This is a genomic window from Zarconia sp. (assembly GCF_057467645.1).
Genome location: NZ_JBRJXU010000165.1, coordinates 13,928 through 35,865 on the forward strand (window position 1 = coordinate 13,928; position 21,938 = coordinate 35,865).

The window sequence follows — 21,938 nt, forward strand, 5'->3', positions numbered from 1 at the left end:
GCACTTTTCACAAGACACTCGAAACCGGTTACCGTCTAATGGACATTACCCATTAGACTTCTAGAGGAAAAGGAGGAAGGGGGGGGAAATAAAAAATGCATGAATTCGGAATAAAAATTGATTGAAGTTTTTTTACCATATGTAGGTTAGACGACAAAACGCATCATCCCACAGTCTAATTATCGGTCTGACGATTTTGAAATATCGTTAGAGTGAGGTAAAAGCCGATTCAAAACCGATCGAACATCACCAACAATGCGAGAGAAAACCGATAATCATCAGACCCAATATTTACTGATTTAATAGGCTGGCATCTCCAAATGATGAGTGAGTTCAAAGGACAAACATCTAAGACGTGGAAAAAGCCGCACGTCACCTCAATAGGAAATGTCCATCGAGGGTCGAATTAGTCCTGAGTGGAATCCCGATATTGAACGGTTATTTAACTGCGTGGCGATCGGATCTAAATAATTACAAGCATTCCGACAGTTCGATCCGATCGCTCTTTGGCAATCTAAAGAAAATCGTCAGCGATCGATCGGGTCTTGCGTACAACCCTCACAATCAATCATGACGGGTCTGGCACGACATCAGATCTGAATCGTATATTAGAACCGTAAAAGCGCCCCAACCGCGGTACATGCTTTCCGTTCAAAAAGCATTAAATTTTATAAAAATTAAAGTTTGACGCTTTGTCTTTTGACATTCCTCTTTCCATTACCGACCATAGCGATTGGATACGCATTGTCCAAACTGAGGAGAACCATTTTGAAGAAGCTCGTTTCCGTAATTATACTGGCTTTCGCTGCCATTTCTCTGACATTTTCTAGTCCCGCACTTGCTGCTGATGCTGCTGCGGGTAAAGGCGTTTTTGCTGCCAACTGCGCGGCTTGCCACATGGGTGGGAAAAATGTCGTCAATCCCATGAAAACCTTGGCGAAGTCGGATTTAGAAAAATACGGCATGAACTCCATGGAGAAAATTGTTTACCAAGTCACGAACGGTAAAGCAGCCATGCCTTCATTCCGGGGTCGTTTGAAGCCCGACCAAATTGAAAATGTTGCGGCTTACGTGCTCGAACAATCTGAGAAAGGTTGGTAATCGCATCTAATCTCGATCGATACCCGCTCGAATTTTATATCGCTCTGGAAATGTTGAGGACTCAGCAAAGGTGTTGTTCCCTTAACCTGGCCGGAGCGATATTGTTTTGAGGATGGGGTGTGGGATGTGGGGCAAAAGGAAATAGACTTTTGGAGAAAAAGTGTCGCCAGGGATTGTTGCCGTTCGGGGCATCCTGAGTTAATGCTATAGAAACAGTGCTACCGATCGCCCCTCGATGAGTCATTGTCTCAATCCCCAGTGCAAAAAGCCGCAAAATCCCAAAGATTCCCGGTTTTGTCAGAGTTGTGGTTCGCCGTTGCGCTTAGGCGATCGCTATCGAGCCCTCAAACCGATCGCCATTGGCGGATTCGGGCGCACGTTCCTCGCCGTGGATGAGTACAAACCCTCGCAATCCCTGTGCGTCATCAAACAGTTTTTCCCCGCCTCCGCCCATGCCGCCCTGCCCAAAGCGGCGGAGTTATTTCGTCGGGAAGCCGCCCGCCTCGACGAACTGGGGAAACATGCCCAAATTCCCGAACTACTGGCTCATTTCGAACAAAACCAACGCCTCTATTTGGTGCAACAATGGATCGACGGTCGAGATTTGGAAGAAGAACTCGACGGCGATGGCCCTTTGAATGAAGCGCAGATTCGCGCCCTTCTCCTGCAATTACTGCCGGTGTTGCAATTCGTTCACGATCGCCAAGTCATTCACCGAGATATCAAACCCGATAATATCATTCGCCGTCGCTCGTCTGGCTCGGAAGCGGAACTGGTGTTGGTGGATTTTGGGGCGAGTAAAGTGATGACGGGCAACCCCAACGAACCCCTGGGAACCACCATCGGGTCTGCGGGGTATACCGCACCGGAACAGTTGCAAGGACGGGCGGTTCCCGCCAGCGATCTCTACAGTTTGGGGGTGACGTGCATCCGCCTGCTGACGGGAATGACTCCCTTTGAACTGTTCGAGGCAGCCGAAAGTCGCTGGCGGTGGCGAGACTACCTTGCCCAACCGATCGGCGAACCCCTGGGGCAACTGCTCGATCGCTTATTGCAGGCGAGTTTGAGCCAACGCTACCCCAGTGCGGGGGATGCCCTGCAAGCGGTGCGGAACCTACCCCCCCTCTCGCCGCCCAACGTCACCCCACCCCAGGCGAACCCGTCCCTATTCAATCGGTTGCTGGGGGGCATTCCCCAAGCCCTCGTCGGTCAAATTGCCCAGGAATTCGGCAATGCCAAAGGGGCGCTTTCTATGTACGATCGGGCGATCGCCATTAACCCGAACAATCACAAAGCTTGGTATAAAAAAGGCAATTTGTACCTCAAACTCGAGCGCCATGCCGATGCCCTTTACTGCTATCGAAAAACCGTGGAAATTCAACCGAATTTTGCCCCAGGTTGGGGCGAAATCGGCCGTTTATCTTACAAATCGCAACAATATCGCCAAGCCGTTGAAAGTTACCTCAAATGTTTGCAATTTCAACCGAATCAACCTGGGGTTTGGTTGTGTTTGGGGGTCGCCGTGGGGCAGTTGGGGGAAGACCTAGAAGCCCGACAGTGTTTGGAGAAAGCCCGACAGTTACTCCCCAATAACGTCGAAGCGAGATCGAGACTGTTGTGGGAGGCTTGGGAAACGTTGTTAAAGTAACCGCGCCACGTCTCACTTTACGATTTCTGAGGGCGCGATCGGGATCTAAATTCTCCGTTTCCCCCGAACCCTTTCCCTTCTGCGGGCTTTATCCGGTTTTGGAGCGTGAAGTTGCACCGAAGCGTTAATCCCAATTGCCATTCCCGAATCGATAATAAGTCAGAAAATCTATAGAAGGAACAAAATTTAAGTAGCCGCCTTTGAAAGGACGGCTTATTATATACACATCGAGCTTGCGGATAGAACTTATGAGCTACTGTTTGAACCCTGAGTGCCTCACCCCTCAAAATCCCAACCCAGTCGAAATTTGTCAGAGTTGCGGATCGCCATTACGGCTCAAAGATCGCTATCGAATCCTGCAAAAGCTCGGTGGTCGAAGCGATCGACAAACCTTTTTAGCCATCGATGAAGATCGACCGGCTCAGCCTCAGTGTATTATCGAGCAATATAACTCTAAGGCCGCCCCTTCCCCTCAGATCGTCGATCGCTTCGACGAGTTGGGACGACATCCACAAGTACCCGCCCTCTGGGCATCCTTCGATCGCGACGACTATCGCTACATCGTGCGCGAATATATCGAAGGTACCGATTTAGAACGGGAATTAGAACTCGAAGGTTGGTTTGCAGAAGCACAAATTCGGGACTTGCTCGCTCAAATTTTACCGGTGTTGCAACAGGTGAGCGATCGGGGTTTGGTGCATCGGGATATCCGACCGGAAAATCTACTGCGCCGCGAAGACGGTTCTATTGCCTTGGTGGGGTTGGCCTCGGCGCAACTGAGCAAATACAAATATCCCACCGTGACTGGGGAGATGTCCGGTTCTCCCGAATATGCCGCCCCCGAACAAATCCGAGGTCAAGCCGTTGCCAGCAGCGACTTGTATAGTTTGGGAGTTGTCTGCGTTCACCTGCTCACCGATCTCGATCCCTTCAGCTTGTTCGATGCCCGTACCGATCGCTGGATTTGGCGATCGCATCTGAAGCGTTCGTCGGGCCACAACTCCGTCAGCCGCCACTTGGGACGAATTCTCGATCGGATGCTCGCCTATTCTCCCAAAGACCGCTATCGGACGGCCGACGAGGTACTCAAAGACTTGAACTCCGCCCTGACGCCGGTGTTCCCCGTTCCCCAGCCGAAAAAATGGCAGTTTGCAGCCTTGGGTTGCACGACCCTCGCGGTGGGGATGAGCGCCCTGCATTCCCTTCAGGGTCCGACGATTCCCCGGACGGCATTTCAAAGCACATCCCCCAACCCCACCTTAATTCCCCAACCCCGGAAACTACCCCAGAAACCCACGCCCCAACTGCCTTCGGGGATTGCCACCCAAACCCTGTCCTCCGGCTGGGGTTCGATTTGGTCTGTGGCGGTGAGTCCCAACGGCCGCACCGTCATCAGTGGCGGTTCCGACGGCACCATCCAAGTCCACAATCTCGATCGCGACTGTCTCAAATCCATGCCCTGCCAGCCCGATCGCATTTTGCTCGGTCATTCGAAAGCGGTATGGGAACTGGCGGTGAGTCCCAACGGTCGCTTCCTCGCCAGTGCCAGCGAAGACCGGACGGTGAAAATTTGGAACCTGGAAACCGGCAAGCTCGTCGATACCCTCTACGGTCATACGAACGACGTGTATGCCGTGGCGTTTAGTGCCAACGGTCGTACCCTTGCCAGTGGAGGGGAAGATGGGACGGTGCGGCTGTGGACGGTGCGAACCACCGGACACGCCCATCTGCGGCGCACTTTGCGCGACCATACCGATAAGGTGAATGCCGTTGCCTTCAGCGTTGACGGTCATACCCTCGCCAGTGGGAGTACGGACGGAACGGTGATGGTGTGGGATTCCCGCACCGGACAGGTCGAATCGACACTGCATCCCAATACCCCGGTGTGGTCCCTCGATATCAGCCCCGACGGTCGGACGTTACTCAGTGGGGGCAAAGATGGCACGATCCAACTTTGGAATTTGAGGAAGGGACGGCGCGAACGCAGCATCAGCGCCCATCCCAAGTTAGTGCGGTCTCTGGCTTTTAGCCCCTCCGGTCGCAGTTTTGCGAGTAGCGATTTGGACGGGACGATTCGGCTGTGGAAGTCGGATTCCGGTCGGGCGATGGCGAAACTCAAACCCCACTCGGGGATGGCGGATTTAGCCTACAGCCGTCAGGGATTGCTCGTGAGTGGCAGTTCGGATACGAAGATCGAGTTGTGGAGTCCTTGCGCCCGTCACTGGCAGTGGAAGCAGTAGATGGAAAGGGCGATCGTTTTTAATTTCAGAGGGCGATCCCCCCTAACCCCCCTTCATAAGGGGGGAATTGGAATAGTCCGCACAGAACAAATCAAAAGACAAACGAAACGACAAAGCCTTCCTTTTTAACCAGGGGGAATTGGAATAGTCCGCACAGAACAAATCAAGAGACAAACGAAATGAAAAAGCCCCCCTTAGTAAGGGGGGTTGGGGGGATCGAATGACTCAACTAAACACCAGTAACTTTCATCTTCCCTACAACCCCAAACTGGTGACAAAAACCAAAGAATTACATCAAAACCCGACCCCAGCCACTCATCTGACAACGGACACATTGGTTCCGCCTACAAGAAATTAAAGAGACAAACGAAATGAAAAAGCCCCCCTTAGTAAGGGGGGTTGGGGGGATCGAATGACTCAACTAAACACCAGTAACTTTCATCTTCCCTACAGCCCTAAACTGGTAGCAAGGGCTAAAGAATTACGTCAAAACCCCACCCCAGCCGAGAAGAAACTCTGGCGAGGATACCTGAGAAAACTTCCCTTACGAATCTTACGGCAGCGTCCGATCGATCGCTTTATTGTGGATTGTTATTGTGCGGCATTGAAACTGGTTATCGAAATTGATGGTGAGAGCCATTTTACCGATGAAGGGCAAGCCTATGACTTAGAGAGAACGGGAATTTTGGCAGGTTATGGTTTGAAAGTGATACGGTTTACGAATGATGCGGTGATGAAGGATTTTGAGGGCGTTTGTTGCAAGATTGCTGAGGAGATCCCCCTAAATCCCCCTTATTAAGGGGGACTTGTAGAGTCGCGTCCTTTTCTTTTGGGAGACTTCTCAAGTTCCCCCCTTAATAAGGGGGGATCGAGATCGATTCAGCCCGAACTCCGATCTAAAAATATGCAACTCGATCCGTGGCTGAAATTCAAGAAAAACTAAGTCATACTGAGATATTCCTGCCAAATCATCACCGATCGCCCTCTTTTCGGAATGTCTTTCTCTTTAAATGCCCTCAAAGTTGTTGCCCCTCCCCTCGCTAAACTCTTATTGGAATCGTTTGACGTAAAGTCGAAACTCAAAAATGCCATTGTCGGACAAGAAATCGACGCGGCAATTGGTGAATTGTTGGGTTCTTCAGAAGACGAGAAAGTATTGTTGGAGAAGGTCGAACCCATTGCCCAGCAGCTTCAAACGGCAATGCAAGTGCTGTTCGATCGCGAGGCAAAGAATATAGACGCAGAAAGTCAATATGCGATCGTCTCGGGGGTGGCGGAAACCTTGATTAAGGCAAGGCTAACGTTAGATTCCTTGGCACAGATGAGTTTGGATGCCGAACAACTCAAACAACATCTTCTCGATGTCAATCCGCAGGTGACTCGCCATTTCTCCCCCCACGAAACAACGCTCTATCGACAAACTATTACGGTAGTGAGTCAAATCGCGATCGAAACCGCACCGCAACTCGAAGGCTTTGCCCTGAGTACGGCAGCCGAAACTTTACAGCGATTGGAAGCGATTGCCAACCAGGTGCAAGCGTTGCGAGAGCAGTCCATTCAAGCCGCCGATGAATTTGCACGGCGCTATCGCCACATCGTCAAAGACGAATTCGATCGCCTCGAAGTCTTTGGATTGCCCAAGCGGGATCGGCTGACGAGTCGTCAGAGTTTGAGTATGGCCTATATTACCCTCTCGGTGAGCGGCACGGGTGAAGGGGATGACGACGATCGAAAATTCCCGCTCACGTTAATGGGTGAGGAACGATCGCTCTCGAAATTGGGGCGACAATCTCGCAGTATCGACGAGGCACTGCGCGATCGCCGACGATTCGTGATTCGAGGTGGGGCGGGGGCGGGCAAAAGTACGCTGCTGCAATGGCTGGCAGTACGGGCGGCTAGCCAGAATTTCCCGGAAGAATTACACCATTGGAATTGCAAAATCCCCTTCTTCATTCGATTGCGAGGTTTGGTGGAGAAGGGCTTTCCCACACCGGAACAGTTTCCCAAACCGATCGCCCGTAACTTTGCCGCGACGATGCCTCCGGATTGGGTGCATGGATATCTCGATCGCGGACAAGCCCTGGTATTGATTGATGGGGTGGATGAGCTGCCCAGAGGAGAACGGCAAGACTTTTTCGAGGCGTTGAAGGATTTAGTTCGCGATTTTAGTCAGGCTACCTACATCGTTACGTCGCGCCCGTCGGGATTGAAGGATGCGGGGGGAGAAGCGTGGGCGGAATGGGAAGATTGGGTGCAAGGAGAGGGGTTTGTGAATCTGACTCTCGAACCCATGAGTGCGGCGAATGTAGATGAGTTTGTGACTCGATGGCACTCGGCTTTGCCTGGGGACGAACTCTCTTGCAACCCGCCCAAAGATCCAACGCAAACGGCAGAGAACTTGCAGCGACAGTTGCGCCAGCGATCGGAACTGCGGCGACTGGCATCTACGCCCTTGCTCTGTGCGATGATTTGCGCGTTGCACTGGGAGCGCCTGGAAACCCTACCAAGTGCCAGGTTAGAGCTGTATCGAGAATGTATCGATATGTTGTTGAATCGGCGAGATGCCGGCCGGAAAATTCCCCTGGATACCACCTATCCCACTGGACTCAACGAATCGCAAAAGATCGAACTGCTTCAGAGTCTGGCATTGAAGCTGATGCGTTTGAACCGTTCGGATTTAGAAGCCGATCGAGTTGACAGTCATTTTGAGGGGGAGTTAAAAAAGACCAGTCTGCCCGCCGAGATAACGGGCAAGCAGATTCGCGATCTGTTTGTCGATCGCGCGGCACTCCTGCGGCAACCCGTGGTGGGGCAGATCGATTTTGCCCATCGCACGTTTCAAGAATATTTAGCAGCAAAAGCGGCACTGGATGACGATAGCCTGGAGGAGCTATTGGCAAAAGCAACGGACGACCAATGGCGAGAATCGATTATCGTCGCGGCCGGTTTGGCACGTCTTCCGGAGCGAGTCCAACTCCTCAATTTTCTCATCGAGAAAGGTAACAGCGAGCCGGAAACGAAAAACTACCTCCATTTCCTGGCGGTGGCGTGTTTGGAAACGGCAACAACCGTCGAACCCGCCACGCGCGATCGGGTTTTAGCCTGTGCGAAAGAACTGCTACCGCCCAAAGATGAGGAGAAAGTGGCGATCGTTGTCAAAGCGGGGAATGAAGTGGTTCCCTTACTCCAGTACGAATCCCACTATGGTGCGGACGAAGCCTGTCAATGTATTGAAGCCTTGGTGCAGATTGGCACGAATGCAGCGATGCAACTCCTAGTGGATTACGCAAAAGCTGTGTTTGAGTCACAAAGAGATCGAAACTTAATTTGTCAGGCTATTGGAAGGGGATGGGATGTTTTCGAGCGGAATATTTATGTCCCAAAGGTTTTATCTCATCTAAAAACACTAACTTTAGGAAGCTCTCAACTCTCTGATTTATCACCTCTGAGTACACTAGCTCAGCTCCAGCAATTAATTGTTTTTCACAGCACAGTCACGGATTTGTCACCTTTGAGCGGACTAACTCAGCTCCAGAAATTGGATTTATGGAACACTCGAATCTCAGATATATCCCCTTTGAGCGGACTGACTCAACTCCAAACATTGAATTTATGGAATGCTCGAATCTCAGATATATCTCCCTTGAGTGGACTGACTCAACTCCAAACATTGAATTTGTCGAGAACCCCACTCGCAGATTTGTCACCTGTGAGGGAACTGATTCAGCTCCAAACATTGAATTTGTCAGGAACCCAAGTGACGGACTTTTCCCTTCTGAGGGAACTGACTCAGCTCCAAAGATTGGATTTGTCGGAAACCAAGCTCGCAGATTTGTCACCTGTAAGGGAACTGATTCAGCTCCAAACATTGAATTTGTCAGGAACCCAAGTGACGGACTTTTCCCTTCTGAGGGGACTAACTCAGCTCCAAACATTGAATTTGTCAGGAACTCAAGTGACAGATTTGTCACCTGTGAGGGAACTGACTCAGCTCCAAAGATTGGATTTGTCGGAAACCAAGCTCGCAGATTTGTCACCTGTGAGGGAACTGACTCAGCTCCAAAAATTGTATTTGTCGGGAACCCAAGTCGCGGATGTCTCTCCTTTAAAGCACTTGCCCGACCTGACAATTTATACAGCCGATGATAACAACATAAAACAGTGGCAGGAGATGGGTCTGAAAGTTGAGGATGAAATCCCCTTTTAATGTAGCCATATCAATTATTACGTCAAACGATCGACAACCTATTTAGCTTGCTGCGCGTATCGATCGAATACATCATCGATCGCCTCAAAACCCACTTATTCGTGACATAATGCTGCTGCCTGTTCCGACGTAATCCGCCCCGACTTCAACAGCGTATCTGCCACCTCAAAAATCGATAACACCGAATGGGCGCGATATCCATTTTCTTCGAGGTAATTCCTCACCGCTTCCCCCCGATCGAGCAATACCACGATATCCTCCACCACCAATCCCGCCGATTCGAGTTTTGCCGCCCCTTCCATAGCGCTATTGCCAGTGATTAAAATATCATCCACCACCACCACCGTTTCCCCAGCAGCAAAATCCCCTTCGATCGCCCGTCGAGTTCCGTGAGCTTTCACTTCCTTGCGGGGGAAAATCATCGGGCGTTCCAACTGAAGCGATAAACCCGTCGCCGTCGGCAGAGAACCGTAGGGAATTCCAGCAATGCGATCGAATTTCAACCCTTGCAGAATCTCCCCGTAGGCATGGAGAACCCGATCGAACACTTGGGGGTTGGAAATAATTTTGCGCAAGTCGATGTAATGGGCAAAAGTCGCCCCCGAGGCTTGCACGTAATCGCCAAACAAAATGCAACCAATATCGAACAGTTGCAAAATTAAATCTTGATGGGGGTGTTTCTCCAAGATGCAAACATCGGGCATCCACAACTGGCAACTGGCATTTTCTTGACTGACGCGATCGCGAATTCGATCGAGATTCTGATTGAGGGTATCCACCTCTGCTGCCAGATTCTCCCGCCCGAGAAAATCCTGGGGTACGGGAACCAACAATCCCTCTCCGCTGGCATTCAAACCCGCCATCAGAATCTTCTCCACATCCTTTCCCCCCCAAAGACTGCGGGTGAGAATTGTCCGTTCCGGGGCGATCGATCGCACCTTCCCCAGCACTTCCGCCGAAGTCGTTCCCACCTCCAATCCCAGTTGTTCCGGCATTCCCCAGGCTTTCGCCTCTTCCACCAGTTGCAAGTAAAAGGGCGATTCGGGGTTGGGATATTCCTGCAACGCCTCCGCCGGATTCGACGTGCGACACAGGACAAACGCCGCCTTCTCCGGGTACATCAAAAACGGCGCAACCAAATCCTGTCCGGCATAGGGATTGAGGGTAATGCCATCCACCCCCCACCCTTCAAACACCGTTTTCGCCAAAACGCTGCTGGTATTGAGATCGCCGTGTTTGGCATCGAGAATCACCGGCATCGAATCGGGAATCATCGCCAGTACTTGGGAGAGCAGTTCCAAACCGGCAGTACCCAGGGCTTGGTAGAATCCCAGGGTGGGCTTGTAAGCGCAAACCCGATCGCCCGTGGCATCGATAACCCCCGCCAACCAATCTTTGAGATTCGCCACCAGTTCCTCTGTCGCCAGTTCGCCGTTGGTTCGATCGCCTCGGGGCATCATTTCCGGGTTGGGATCGAGGGCGACGACGAGTACACTGCGATTGCGGGCGATCGCCGCATTTAATTTCTCGTAAAAATTCACGATTGACGCCATGGGTAACTGAGTTCTCCAAAACCTGACAACGCCGGGGAAAGGGGGAATTTGTTTGTTCGCGACACCACGTAGCTTGGCTCAAAGTTGCACGTGGGGCGATCGAATTTTATAGCGGTTCTCAAATCAGTTAAATCTCAAGTCCCCCTTCATAAGGGGGATTTAGGGGGATCTTCCGTACCTCATCTATTCGAGAAACACTATAGAGTTGAGATTGTCGATTTTCAATGGGTTGAAATTTGAGTTTTCAAGGATTCGGGCGATCGTTTCCCAAGACTGTCTAACGCCGATTTTCTCATTTGTGACTTGAATTTCCAAGGGTGAAGAAGAACAAACTTCTGCGATCGCATCTGCATCTGCCACGAACGCGACATATAGCGCTACGCGGACTGGTTTATTTACACGAATCGAAAAAATCGGTTTTTTCCATTCCCCATTCCCTATTCCCCGTTCCCCATGACTAAAAATTTGTAATGATACCGGCCGGGACTGCTATACACTGCGATCGAAAAAGTCCCATGAGGGTCCATTTTCCATCGATCGCTCCGTTGGAGGGACCAAATTCTGGGAGAATGGGGTGAGTTAAAATCCATCCTTCGAGTGCGATCGACGGCGATCGCTTCAATTTTCAAACTCTACCCAATTCTTATCGAACCATACAAATATTCAAATCACTGATGTTTAATAGCGAAAACCTGGCAAAATACATAGAAGAAACCAACGGAATCTCAAAACCTTGGTTGCTGATTCAACTCCGTTTAAAAAAGCTCGAAGAGCGCCGGGAGACACTGTCTCATAAAGAATATATCGAGCAACTTGCCGATATCCATGCAGACTTAATGAATCTTGGTAAGTGGTGGGTGGGGATAGAAAATGATGTTTTTTAGACGTTTCTTAAACGTTTTTTGATTCAAAAGTTATGGCGAAACCGAAAAAGTCTACCTCAGATACCCCCCACCCAGACTCAGACAAAATAGAAACGACGAAATCCCCATCGGCAAAAGGAAAAACCGCGAAGACCGATGGGGACAAGAGCGAACCTGCAACCACTCGTTCGACTAAAGCCAAAACCGCAGCGAAGGCCACCGCCACAACGGTCAAAGACACGGAAAAAGACGAAACCCCCCCCATCGACCTCGAGGATTCCCAATATTATTTCAACCGAGAACTAAGCTGGCTCGAATTTAACCGCAGAGTCCTCAACGAAGCCCTCGACCCGCGAACGCCTTTGTTGGAACGGTTGAAATTTCACGGCATTTTCAGCAGTAACCTCGATGAGTTTTTTATGGTGCGCGTCGCCGGACTGCAAAGTCAGGTGGATGCCAAAGTCAGCAAACTCACCCCCGACGGTCGTACCCCCCAACAACAACTCGACGATATTCGCGATCGCCTCATCCCCATCGTCACCGAACAGCACCATCACTTCGAGACGGAATTGCGTCCTCTGCTGGCCGATCGTGGCATTTACTTGCTCGATTATATCGATTTAGATAGCGAGCAGCGGACCCACTTGCGTCGTTTCTTCGAGGAGCAAATTTTTCCCGTCCTCACTCCCCTCGCCGTCGATCCGGGTCACCCCTTTCCCTACATCTCCAACCTCAGCCTCAACCTGGCCGTGGTGGTCAAAGACCCGGAAACGAAGAAAGAATATTTTGCGCGGCTGAAAGTCCCCAAGGTTTTACCCCGGTTCGTTCGCCTTCCCGACTCCCTGTGGAACTCCAACTCCGATACACCGACGATTTGGATGGGAGTTCCCCTCGAACAGGTGGTCGCTCATAATTTGGATGGGTTGTTTCCGGGGATGAATATTCTCGAGTACCATCCATTCCGCATTACCCGCCACGCCAACTTAGAAGTGGAAGAAGACGAAGCGGACGACTTGATGTTGGCGATCGAGGAAGAATTGCGCAAGCGGAGATCGGGGGGTTCGGTGGTGCGCGTTGAAGTCCAGTCCACCCTCCCCGATGGCATTCGGGAAATGCTGATCCGGGAAATGGAACTCAAACCCAGCGATGTCTACGAAGTGGAAGGATTGCTGGGGTTGGGGGATGTGATGTCGTTTATGTCCCTGCCGCTGCCGAAACTCAAAGATGTTCCTTGGTCTTGGGTGGTGCCGCCTCGCTTGCGTCGATTGAATCTCGAATCTTCCTCGGGAAAAGAAACAAAAGGGGATTTCTTTGCCGAAATTCGCGATCGGGGGGATTTACTCGTCCACCATCCCTATCAATCCTTTACGGCAAGCGTCCAGCATTTCATCACCCAAGCGGCTCGCGATCCCGATGTCTTGGCCATTAAAATGACCCTGTACCGTACGTCGGGAGATTCGCCGGCGATCGCGGCCCTGGTCACCGCAGCGGAAAATGGCAAACAAGTGGCGGTTTTGGTGGAACTCAAAGCCCGATTCGATGAAGAAAATAATATCATCTGGGCGCGAACGTTGGAACAGTCGGGAGTCCACGTCGTGTACGGTTTAGTGGGCCTGAAAACTCACACGAAAATTGCCATGGTGGTGCGACGAGAGGACGATCGCATCCGCCGCTACGTCCACATCGGTACGGGAAATTACAATCCCAAAACCGCCAAACTCTATACGGATTTGGGACTATTCAGTTGCGATGACGATTTAGGGGCGGATCTGACGGATTTGTTTAATTATTTAACGGGGTATTCCCGGCAAAAGTCCTATCGCAAGTTACTCATCGCCCCGGTGAATATGCGCGAGCGAATGCTGTCTTTGATTCGTCAAGAAATCCAGCACGTCGAAGAGGGAAAAGACGGACGCATTGTGGCGAAAATGAACTCTTTAGTCGATCGTGAAATTATCGCCACCCTCTACGAAGCATCCCAAGCTGGGGTGAAAATCGACCTCATCGTTCGCGGGATTTGTTGTTTGCGACCGGGAGTAAAGGGAGTCAGCGAAAATATTCGCGTCATTAGTATTGTCGGTCGCTTTTTGGAACATTCCCGCATTTTTTACTTCCAAAATGGGGGAGACGAAAAAGTTTATATCGGCAGTGCCGATTGGATGCCGCGCAACCTCAATCGTCGCGTAGAAGCGATTACCCCCATCGAACGCCCGGAACTGGCAAAAGACTTACAAGAAATTCTCGGCGTCATGCTTTCGGATAATCGCCAAGCTTGGGAGTTACAACCCGATGGCACCTACATTCAACGCCGCCCCCCGGAAGAAAGTTTAACGCTATCGTCCCAGAAAGTTTTGATGGAAATGGTGATGCAATAGAGTTGTTGGGAAAAAGGGGAATGGGGTGTAGGGTGTGGGGTGTGGGGTATTTGAGAAAGTTATACACCGTAAGCATTTTTGATGGGCGCATTTTGCGTGCATCGCGAGCGGTGTTGGTTTGAGTCCCGTTCAACTTTTCAAGATGCATTTTTAAAGCGCATTTCAGGTTTATAGCGTTACGATCGTACAGATGAAATTCAGTCATCACATGGGGTTGAACGCCAAATGTCAACACAGCCTAGAAAAACGTCAGTTTTGCGACCGCGACGTCGACGGGATGCCGACTCTGGGTGAGATTCGGGCGGTTGGCAAGCCTCTTGATGAGCGAAGCGATCGCACTGGCGACATCTGGTTGCTGGGGAGCAAAGTACTTCATCCCGATTCCCCATTCCCCATTCCCCATTCCCCGCCCTCACCGGAAATAGTCTTATCCAAAACTGACGTTAGAAAAATAGTCGCAGCTCAAGTTTCATTTCAAACGCTTTACCATCCGAGCGAGAACGAATCGCTCGATTCCCGATAAATCCCGACGCACCCGCACCCGATCGTAGTTTCCGTTCTGCTGCAATAAATCCGTCACCGCCTCAGCTTGTCCCGCCATCATCTCGATCGCCCAAAAGCCCCCCGGCTGTAGGTAGTCGGGAGCGGTTTCCACCAAGTGACGGATGCAATCGAGACCATCTGCACCGCCATCGAGAGCCAGATGGGGTTCGTGCCGGTTCACTTCCGGTTGCAAAGCGGCGATGCAATCGCTGGGAATATAGGGGGGGTTGGAGACCATACCGGAAATAGCTCCTTTAAAGCCCTCTAGAGGTGCAAACCAGTCTCCGGCGTAAAATTGAATGCGATCGAGCAATTTCAACTGACCGGCGTTATATCGGGCAATTTCCAGGGCTGAGGTAGAGCGATCGACGGCGTGAATCGTGGCATCGGGGAGAGTTTGGGCTAACCCCAGGGCGATCGCCCCGCTTCCAGTTCCCAAATCCACCCAATGCCCTCGCCCTAAGCCATCGGTTTCAGCCGCTTGACGGGCGAGTTCGATCGTTTCTTCGGTTTCGGGTCTCGGAATCAGCACCGCTGGAGACACCGCCAGCTCGAAATTGCGCCAGGGGGCAACCCCGACGAGGTATTGCAAGGGGACTCGCTGGTGAATTCGCTGCTGCCAGCGTTGTTGGAGTTGGGCGAAGGGAATGGAAATTTCGATGCGATCGCGATCTCGAAACGATCCCAGTTTCAAAGCGAGTCGATCGAGTTGGGACAGCGCCTGCAAGAAGCAATCCACCTCCCCCGGCTCGATTTGGGCGGCGATCGCCTCTTGTTGCGCTTCCATGCGCCACTGCCACAAAATTGACCCGGAAACGGACGATTTGGGATTGGGGGAGTTGGGTTCGTTCATATCGATCGTCAGGGCTTTGGAGGCAGGGGAGTGGCACATCCGGTTAATATGTTTTGATTCTCTTGCGATTCTCAATCGGTTATGAGACCTTTATTGAGTCGGACTGAGGCTTTTCGATATCTACCATGCCATATCCTATACAATGACGAAATGACTCGGGCTTGCTGCCCGAGCGTTGGTCGATCGGGCGTAAGAATTGTCCTAAGTTTATGCCCAGTCTGGGTTATGGTAGTTTCAGGGATGGGAAAGCGATGTTGGTTGGGTTAATCGGTGGAAATTGGTCGAACGGCAAGGGAAGAATCGACGAGCTAGATGTGAGACTTGAAACCCCACACCTCAAACCCAATACCCGATACCCCACCCTTCCCAAAAATCGTTCGAGCCCGATCTGAGGTTAAGTTAAATTTCCCTTCTCCACAACCAACACTCCCATTCCTGAATATCGTTGAGAATAAATTACAGATCTATTGATGTTCGATCGCTCGTTTCTCTCATCCAGGCCAGTCGAGTATTAAGATGTCATCCGCTATGAGTGCCCCTACAGAATCCGCCCCCCTGCGAGTTTTAATTGTTGAAGACGATCCGATGATGCAGCTTGGCTTAGAACAAGCCCTGTCCTCCCAGCCGCATATTACCGTTATCGGACAAGCTGAAGATGGGTATCTTGCGGTAGAAGCCGCCATCGAACTCAAGCCGGATTTAATCGTGATGGATATCGGACTACCGGGACAGGATGGAATTGCGGCCACCGGGCAGATTAAGGAAGCCCTACCAGACGTGCGGGTGGTAATGATGACCTCCTATACGGCGCAAACGGAAGTGGTGGCGGCGCTGTCTAGCGGTGCGGATGCCTACTGCGTGAAGGGGGCAAACGTCGAGCGCTTGCTCACGGCGATCGATTCGGCGCGAGAAGGCGGGGCATATCTCGATCCCCAAGTGGCACAACACGTCATCCAACACCTCAAACCCCCCGTTCCCACCCAGCAGTTCGGGGAACTCTCGCCTCGCGAACTCGACGTGCTCAAACTGGTGGTGGAAGGCTACAGTAACGGGCAAATTGGCGAGGCACTGTTTTTAAGCCCGAATACCGTTAAAACCCACGTGCGCGGGATTATGAACAAACTCGCCGTCAACGATCGCGTACAGGCTGCGGTGACGGCTTTGCGATCGGGTTTGGTCTAGTTCGTACTTGCGTCGGGCTAATGTCTGGCGGCCCTTAACATCGCCGTAACGCGCTCGGCGGTGGGAAACACGCCATCCCCTTGAATTTCGTAGAAAGGCGGATGTATTTCTATTTTTAGGATTTTATCGAGATTGACAACAACGCTGCGATCGTACAAATGAAAGCATAAGTATTGGCGCTCCGAGGTCTGTTGAAGTTGTTGGTAAAATTCTTCTCCCGTTCTCTGAATGGTAAAAGATTCAACTTCACCATTGAGATAATGCAGGCTGACTTCCGTTCCACTTTCTACATTGTCCATTGGATGAGTTCCTGATTGGTAGAAGTTTCAAAAAATACATTTCAATTGGCATGAAACTTATCATATAAATCAACTCATTCCCCACTTTCATAAAAATATTTTAAGAACCGCAATATCACTTCCTCTGTTTTTGTTTCAATCGTAAAAAATGCTGTTCCATCGCCCCAACATCCGGAGCAATTCCCCCGTAACGCCAGCGAACGTACGCCTCAACGATCGCCTCAATTGCCGTAGCAATCGGTGCGGGATAATGTTGGCGGGTCGTGCGGGCATATTCGAGGGGGGTTTGTGCCGGATGTTTGGGAAATCCTCGTTCGGCAGACCAACCGAGCAGTTGCTGGTAAAGGCGTTCCATTGCCGGTAGCTTACCCAGCCAGCGCCGTCGCCGCCACTGTCGCCACCCCTGCCAACTCAACCAACCTAAAAAGCCAAACCCGATTAAAGAAATCAGTCCGGTAAAAATGCCCACCCAGCCTTGGAAAAAGCGTCCCAGCAGCCAGCCGAAAAGACCGAACATTGCCCCGAAAATTCCTTCAAACCATGTCGTCACCCGCACCGGTAGCAGTCCGGCGACCCATTTCCAAAACTGACGCAGGACGCTGAAGGTTTCGTAGTCGTTGACGGACGGGGGAATCAACTCGTTACCGGGAATCGGATCGAACGCAAACCAGCCGTACTGGGGAAAATATACCTCCGTCATGGCATAGGCATCGGTATTCCAAACTTCGTACAATCCCGTGAACGGGTTAAACTGACCGGGGGCAAACCCAGCCACCAACCGGGCGGGAATCCCGACCGATCGCAGCATCACCGTCAAAGCCGTGGAAAAATGATCGGGGTAGCCCGTCGGTCGACAGGCGGTAGAATCGGCACGATCGCATTGGGAGAGAAACCCTTCAACTAAATCTTCCGTTTGATTCAACCACAACACTTGTAACGGATCGACAGCCAGTTGATAGTTTTGCTTCAGATATTGCGCCAGATAGATGGATTTCGCGTAGGGATTGGTGAGGGGTGTACTCGAACGAGCAAAGATTTCTTCCGTGCGCTGTCGAATCTTTCCCTGAATCTGGGGCGGAATTTGCAAGTAGTATTCCCGAATGGGATCGGCATACTCCGTCGCCGCTTTCTCCAGGGCCGTACGATCTCGATAGGGAACCTGGGAAATGACGCTGTAGGTCAATCCATCGGAGAGTTGGACCGGCGATCGCAAACTGCCTTCCGGGTCTACAGCAACCTGCCGCGTGGGAAAATATAGTTCTCTGGGTCGATCGAGAGCCGGAATTAAGCTGGGCAAGTCGGCTGCGAGGGTATAGGTTTGTATCACCTCTTGAGTTCCGCTGGGGGGATAGAATCCCGGCAGGGTAAATCGAAACGTCCAGTTCGATCGATTAAACTTTTGGACGCTTTCCAGGCGCGAAATCTCCCACCCTTGTCCGGTATAGCGATCGAATCCAATAACGCGCCAAAACCCTTTCGCTTGCGATCGCACCCGCATCACCAATTTGGGGGTGAGTTGTCCCCGTTGGGTTTGGTCGATCTGATTGCTAAAGCCGTAATACAATTGGTCGTCGACTTCCCCAGAACCGTTGCCGTCCTCTCCGATTCCCGTGCCGTTCCCCCCTTCGCCAAACTCTCCTTCAAGGGGGTTGATAATATTGCGGCCGTCAAACTCCCCTTGAAATTCAATGGTGGAACTCACGGGAAGCGCTCGAATTTGGTATCCCGGAACTCGAGGCATGAGAGCAAATAGCAACAACCCCAGTACCGCCACCACGGGAATCAGGTAAAGGGTCGATTTCAACCCCACCATTCGATCGAGGTTACGTTTGGCTTTCGGTTGGGTGGGAGTCAGACCCAATCGAGAGCGATAGTCGAGGACGAACGTCGGCAGTGCCAAGGCGAGAAACAGCAGCAGCAACGGACCGAACGTCAGGGTTTGGCTTAAGGTTCCCGCCACCCCCAGCAGAATCAGTCCGATGACCATCGAGTAGCCCAAATCCTTGCGTCGGGGCAAATCGAAGGTGTGCAGCACTTGAATTTGAATCAGCAACTCGGCGAGTACCAATCGCGTATCGTTAAGAGAACCGATGAGGTTACCCAAAAAACTCCCCAGGGCCAGCAACATGGCGATTGCCAGAGCAAATTTTGTCACCACATTGCGATCGCGGCGGCGATACCAACTCCAAGTTGCCCCGACGGCACTCAGGGGAACCGCCCACAAGCTCATTTGCTCCCCCGACGCGACATCGGTGGCGATGATGCCGGTCGTGACTAAAGACTGAACCAGTACTCGTAGGACGATCGAATCTTCCGGAACGGGGGAGGGTAATGCTTCGATTCGCTGCCACATCCGACCGATGAAGGGAATATTTTGCCATAGCTGCCCTGACTCTGACATGATTGCACCCGGGTTTTGAGCGTCCTAGAATTTCGATCTCCTCCATTCAAACACAGAAACTTTTGCCGTCGCGATTCCGAACGCGGACAAGCTCGATTTTGAAGTCTTGGCGCAAAAGTTGGAAATTACGGGGGCATTCAAGTGGCTGTACACACACAGTTCGTGGTGACAAAAGTACCGCTGCCGAAGTATTGGGGAATCGTATCCGGAACGGGACCGCCGGGGGTGGGTTGTTGGGCCGGAACTGCCACTTGGAATTTGGCGTTGAACGATCCGCCTTTGAGCAGAACGGGTTTGCCGCTCGATGTCGTCTTCTTGGCTATCTGGTTGTCTGCAAGAGACTCAATGGAAAGAATCCCCATACCGGGAATACTATATTGAGGAGTCATGTAGGGGCAACCGGGAACGATAACCGTTTTCTCGTCCCCATCCACGCAAATAATCTTACTGTTAATTGTGTTTTTGCCCGAACCGATTAAGTGACCGGGACGTACGGTGACGATCGCGGGTCCGAAGGTGGGGTTGAACATGGCGAGATCGCCGGTGATGAGAATGAAGTCTGCCATGACTGAGGCATTGGGGTTCGAGTTTCGCGCGGATACAACTAAAATTTAACCCAATAATTTATCGTCCTTTATCTACATAAGTGCTTATACATTCTTGCATTCTACAAATCGATCGCTACCGTTCGTCACCACCCCAAAAGGCGATCGCGATCGGATAATGGAGTCAGTTCGCGGCTTTCGCCTCAACCCCTGCTATCAATGCAATTCGATATCGTCACCCTATTCCCCGACTTTTTCACCAGTGCCCTAAGTGCGAGTTTGCTTGGGAAAGCCCTCGAGAAAGGTATCGCTACCGTCAATCTCATCAATCCCCGCGATTTCACCCAAGATAAGCATCGGCGCGTGGATGACGAACCCTACGGCGGTGGCGTGGGGATGGTGATGAAACCGGAACCGATTTTTGCAGCCGTCGAATCCCTGCCGGTTCTCCCCCGGCGCGAGGTGATTTTGCTGACGCCTCAAGGACAGCCGATGAACCAACCCCTCTTTAAAGAACTCGCAACAAACTACGACCAACTCGTTCTCCTCTGCGGTCATTACGAGGGCATTGACGAGCGGGTGATGCATTTGGTGACGCGGGAGGTTTCCCTGGGAGACTTCGTGCTGACGGGGGGAGAAATCCCCGCTCTGGCCCTAATTGATGGGGTGGTGCGATTGCAACCGGGAACGGTGGGGAAAGCGGAATCCCTCAGTGCCGAAAGTTTTGAAGATGGCTTACTCGACTACCCCCACTACACCCGTCCGGCAGTCTTTCGGGAGTATGCCGTTCCCGACGTGCTGCGATCGGGAAATCACGGTGAAATTGCTCGCTGGCGACACCAGCAACAACTCGATCGAACTCGCGATCGTCGCCCGGATTTATTGGAAGAAGAGTGAAAAAATTAAAAATGCACGCATTTTTAATTTTTAATTCCAAAACCTATCCCAAAAACGCTTCAACTCCCTCTACGAGCCGATCGATTTCCTCGTCGGTGGTGAAATAATGGGCGCAGGCGCGGACGCAATCGGGATTGCGAATCGTGCGGACGAAAACCCCTTTCGATTCAAGGAATGTCACGAGGCGGTTGTGGTTTCCATTCGCAACCGTGAAAGAGACTAACCCCGCTTCGGGAGGTTGCGCCTTCAAACAGGTCACTTGGGGAATTTGGCGCAGTTTTTCCCACAAACGACCGCTATTACGGCAAAGTCGATCGTAGCGTTCTTCGGCGGTTCCCCATTGCCAATGAAAGTCGATCGCCCTTTGCAAACCCGCATACAACGGATAGGCGGAGGTGGCAATTTCAAACTGCTTTCCCCCGGATGCGTAACCCGTCGGCATTCCCTTTTTATCGAGGGTTACCCCCCGCCAGCCGATAAACGTGGGACGCACGTCGGATCGGGCTTCGGGACGGATATACAACCCCCCCGCACCTTCGGGACCGCACCACCATTTGTGACCGGTAAAGGCATAAAAGTCAACCCCAGTTTCTGCAAGATTCAGGGGCAACACGCCGACAGATTGGGCGGCATCCACGAGAACTTGCACCGGCGGCCCGTCCGTTTTATACTGGCGGCAAACCCGCACGATATCCGCCAACGGCAGCACCTGCCCCGTATTCCAGAGAATGTGACTGAGTACCACCAGTCGGGTGTTGGGTTGGAGCGATCGCTCGATAACCGCCACCGGATTGCCATCGTTGAGGGTTTCCATCACAGGGGCGATCGAAACTTCAATCCCAAATCGCCGCTGCAGTTCCCCCACCGCCGCAATAATCCCCTGATGCTCGCAATCGGTGATTAGCAGATGCTGTCCCGGCTGCCAATCGATGCCCCACAGGGGGATATTACAGCCGACGGTGACATCTTCGGTCAGGGTAATCGTATCTGCGGCGACCCCCAAATTTTTCGCAATTGCCGCCCGCGTCTGCTGCATTTGCACTTCCACCCATTCGCCGGACTTTCCCGAGAACGGGCCCATTTCCTGAATGCGATCGTAAGCATCAAAAATGGCATCGCGCACCCCTCGCGGCATCGGTCCCTGTCCGCCGTAGTTGAAATACGCCTTATCCACAAGTGCGGGAAATTGTTGCCGATACTGTTGTTTGGACATGGTTTATGTTTTGGCTTT

Annotated in this window: 17 protein-coding genes; 10 read left to right on the forward strand and 7 right to left on the reverse strand. The window is 51.8% G+C overall.

What is annotated here, in order from left to right; all coding sequences use genetic code 11:
* The first annotated feature begins 768 nt into the window (after positions 1-768).
* The 6 genes from petJ to AC2215_RS24260 all read left to right on the forward strand — a co-directional run bounded on the left by petJ (position 769) and on the right by AC2215_RS24260 (position 9,196).
* A complete protein-coding gene (gene petJ / locus AC2215_RS24235) occupies positions 769-1,101 on the forward strand; it encodes a cytochrome c6 PetJ (RefSeq protein WP_486812594.1) in 333 nt (110 codons plus the stop codon).
* 235 nt (positions 1,102-1,336) lie between these two features.
* Entirely contained in the window at positions 1,337-2,749 is a 1,413-nt protein-coding gene (locus tag AC2215_RS24240) for a protein kinase domain-containing protein (protein ID WP_486812595.1), read from the forward strand.
* 248 nt (positions 2,750-2,997) lie between these two features.
* Complete coding sequence (locus AC2215_RS24245; RefSeq protein ID WP_486812596.1) at positions 2,998-4,989, forward strand: protein kinase domain-containing protein; 1,992 nt, start codon at positions 2,998-3,000, stop codon at positions 4,987-4,989.
* A 220-nt stretch (positions 4,990-5,209) separates the two neighbouring features.
* Complete coding sequence (locus AC2215_RS24250; protein WP_486812597.1) at positions 5,210-5,347, forward strand: hypothetical protein; 138 nt, start codon at positions 5,210-5,212, stop codon at positions 5,345-5,347.
* Between the two features lie 54 nt (positions 5,348-5,401).
* A complete protein-coding gene (locus AC2215_RS24255) occupies positions 5,402-5,788 on the forward strand; it encodes an endonuclease domain-containing protein (protein ID WP_486812598.1) in 387 nt (128 codons plus the stop codon).
* A gap of 195 nt (positions 5,789-5,983) precedes the next feature.
* A complete protein-coding gene (locus AC2215_RS24260; RefSeq protein WP_486812599.1) occupies positions 5,984-9,196 on the forward strand; it encodes a leucine-rich repeat domain-containing protein in 3,213 nt (1,070 codons plus the stop codon).
* 95 nt (positions 9,197-9,291) lie between these two features.
* Here the strand turns inward: AC2215_RS24260 and AC2215_RS24265 are convergent, their stop codons facing one another.
* Positions 9,292-10,749 carry a bifunctional orotidine-5'-phosphate decarboxylase/orotate phosphoribosyltransferase gene (locus AC2215_RS24265; RefSeq protein ID WP_486812600.1) on the reverse strand — a complete coding sequence of 486 codons (1,458 nt, stop codon included), beginning with the start codon at positions 10,747-10,749 and terminating at the stop codon, positions 9,292-9,294.
* 674 nt (positions 10,750-11,423) lie between these two features.
* Between AC2215_RS24265 and AC2215_RS24270 the strand changes: the two genes are divergently transcribed.
* Both AC2215_RS24270 and ppk1 read left to right on the forward strand, forming a co-directional pair.
* Positions 11,424-11,633 (forward strand): hypothetical protein, encoded by a 210-nt coding sequence (locus tag AC2215_RS24270; RefSeq protein ID WP_486812601.1) that lies wholly within the window; start codon positions 11,424-11,426, stop codon positions 11,631-11,633.
* A 32-nt stretch (positions 11,634-11,665) separates the two neighbouring features.
* Entirely contained in the window at positions 11,666-13,987 is a 2,322-nt protein-coding gene (ppk1, locus tag AC2215_RS24275) for a polyphosphate kinase 1 (RefSeq protein ID WP_486812602.1), read from the forward strand.
* A 238-nt stretch (positions 13,988-14,225) separates the two neighbouring features.
* Here ppk1 and AC2215_RS24280 read toward each other — a convergent pair whose 3' ends face one another.
* A complete protein-coding gene (locus AC2215_RS24280; RefSeq protein ID WP_486812603.1) occupies positions 14,226-14,363 on the reverse strand; it encodes a hypothetical protein in 138 nt (45 codons plus the stop codon).
* A 93-nt stretch (positions 14,364-14,456) separates the two neighbouring features.
* Positions 14,457-15,383 carry a peptide chain release factor N(5)-glutamine methyltransferase gene (gene prmC, locus AC2215_RS24285; RefSeq protein WP_486812612.1) on the reverse strand — a complete coding sequence of 309 codons (927 nt, stop codon included), beginning with the start codon at positions 15,381-15,383 and terminating at the stop codon, positions 14,457-14,459.
* A gap of 555 nt (positions 15,384-15,938) precedes the next feature.
* Between prmC and AC2215_RS24290 the strand changes: the two genes are divergently transcribed.
* A complete protein-coding gene (locus tag AC2215_RS24290) occupies positions 15,939-16,565 on the forward strand; it encodes a response regulator (protein WP_486812613.1) in 627 nt (208 codons plus the stop codon).
* Positions 16,566-16,582: 17 nt separating this feature from the next.
* Here AC2215_RS24290 and AC2215_RS24295 read toward each other — a convergent pair whose 3' ends face one another.
* The 3 genes from AC2215_RS24295 to AC2215_RS24305 all read right to left on the reverse strand — a co-directional run bounded on the left by AC2215_RS24295 (position 16,583) and on the right by AC2215_RS24305 (position 19,831).
* Positions 16,583-16,864, reverse strand: a complete 282-nt coding sequence (locus tag AC2215_RS24295) for a hypothetical protein (protein ID WP_486812604.1) — start codon at positions 16,862-16,864, stop codon at positions 16,583-16,585.
* A gap of 115 nt (positions 16,865-16,979) precedes the next feature.
* On the reverse strand, positions 16,980-19,265 hold the full coding sequence (locus AC2215_RS24300; RefSeq protein WP_486812605.1) for a transglutaminase TgpA family protein: 2,286 nt from the start codon (positions 19,263-19,265) through the stop codon (positions 16,980-16,982).
* Between the two features lie 137 nt (positions 19,266-19,402).
* Positions 19,403-19,831, reverse strand: a complete 429-nt coding sequence (locus AC2215_RS24305) for a hypothetical protein (RefSeq protein WP_486812606.1) — start codon at positions 19,829-19,831, stop codon at positions 19,403-19,405.
* Positions 19,832-20,029: 198 nt separating this feature from the next.
* On the opposite strand from AC2215_RS24305, the gene trmD reads away from it, so the two are divergent.
* Positions 20,030-20,707, forward strand: coding sequence for a tRNA (guanosine(37)-N1)-methyltransferase TrmD (gene trmD, locus AC2215_RS24310; RefSeq protein ID WP_486812607.1), 678 nt, complete (start codon positions 20,030-20,032; stop codon positions 20,705-20,707).
* Positions 20,708-20,750: 43 nt separating this feature from the next.
* Here the strand turns inward: trmD and AC2215_RS24315 are convergent, their stop codons facing one another.
* Positions 20,751-21,920 (reverse strand): aminotransferase class V-fold PLP-dependent enzyme, encoded by a 1,170-nt coding sequence (locus AC2215_RS24315; protein WP_486812608.1) that lies wholly within the window; start codon positions 21,918-21,920, stop codon positions 20,751-20,753.
* Between the last annotated feature and the right edge of the window lie 18 nt (positions 21,921-21,938).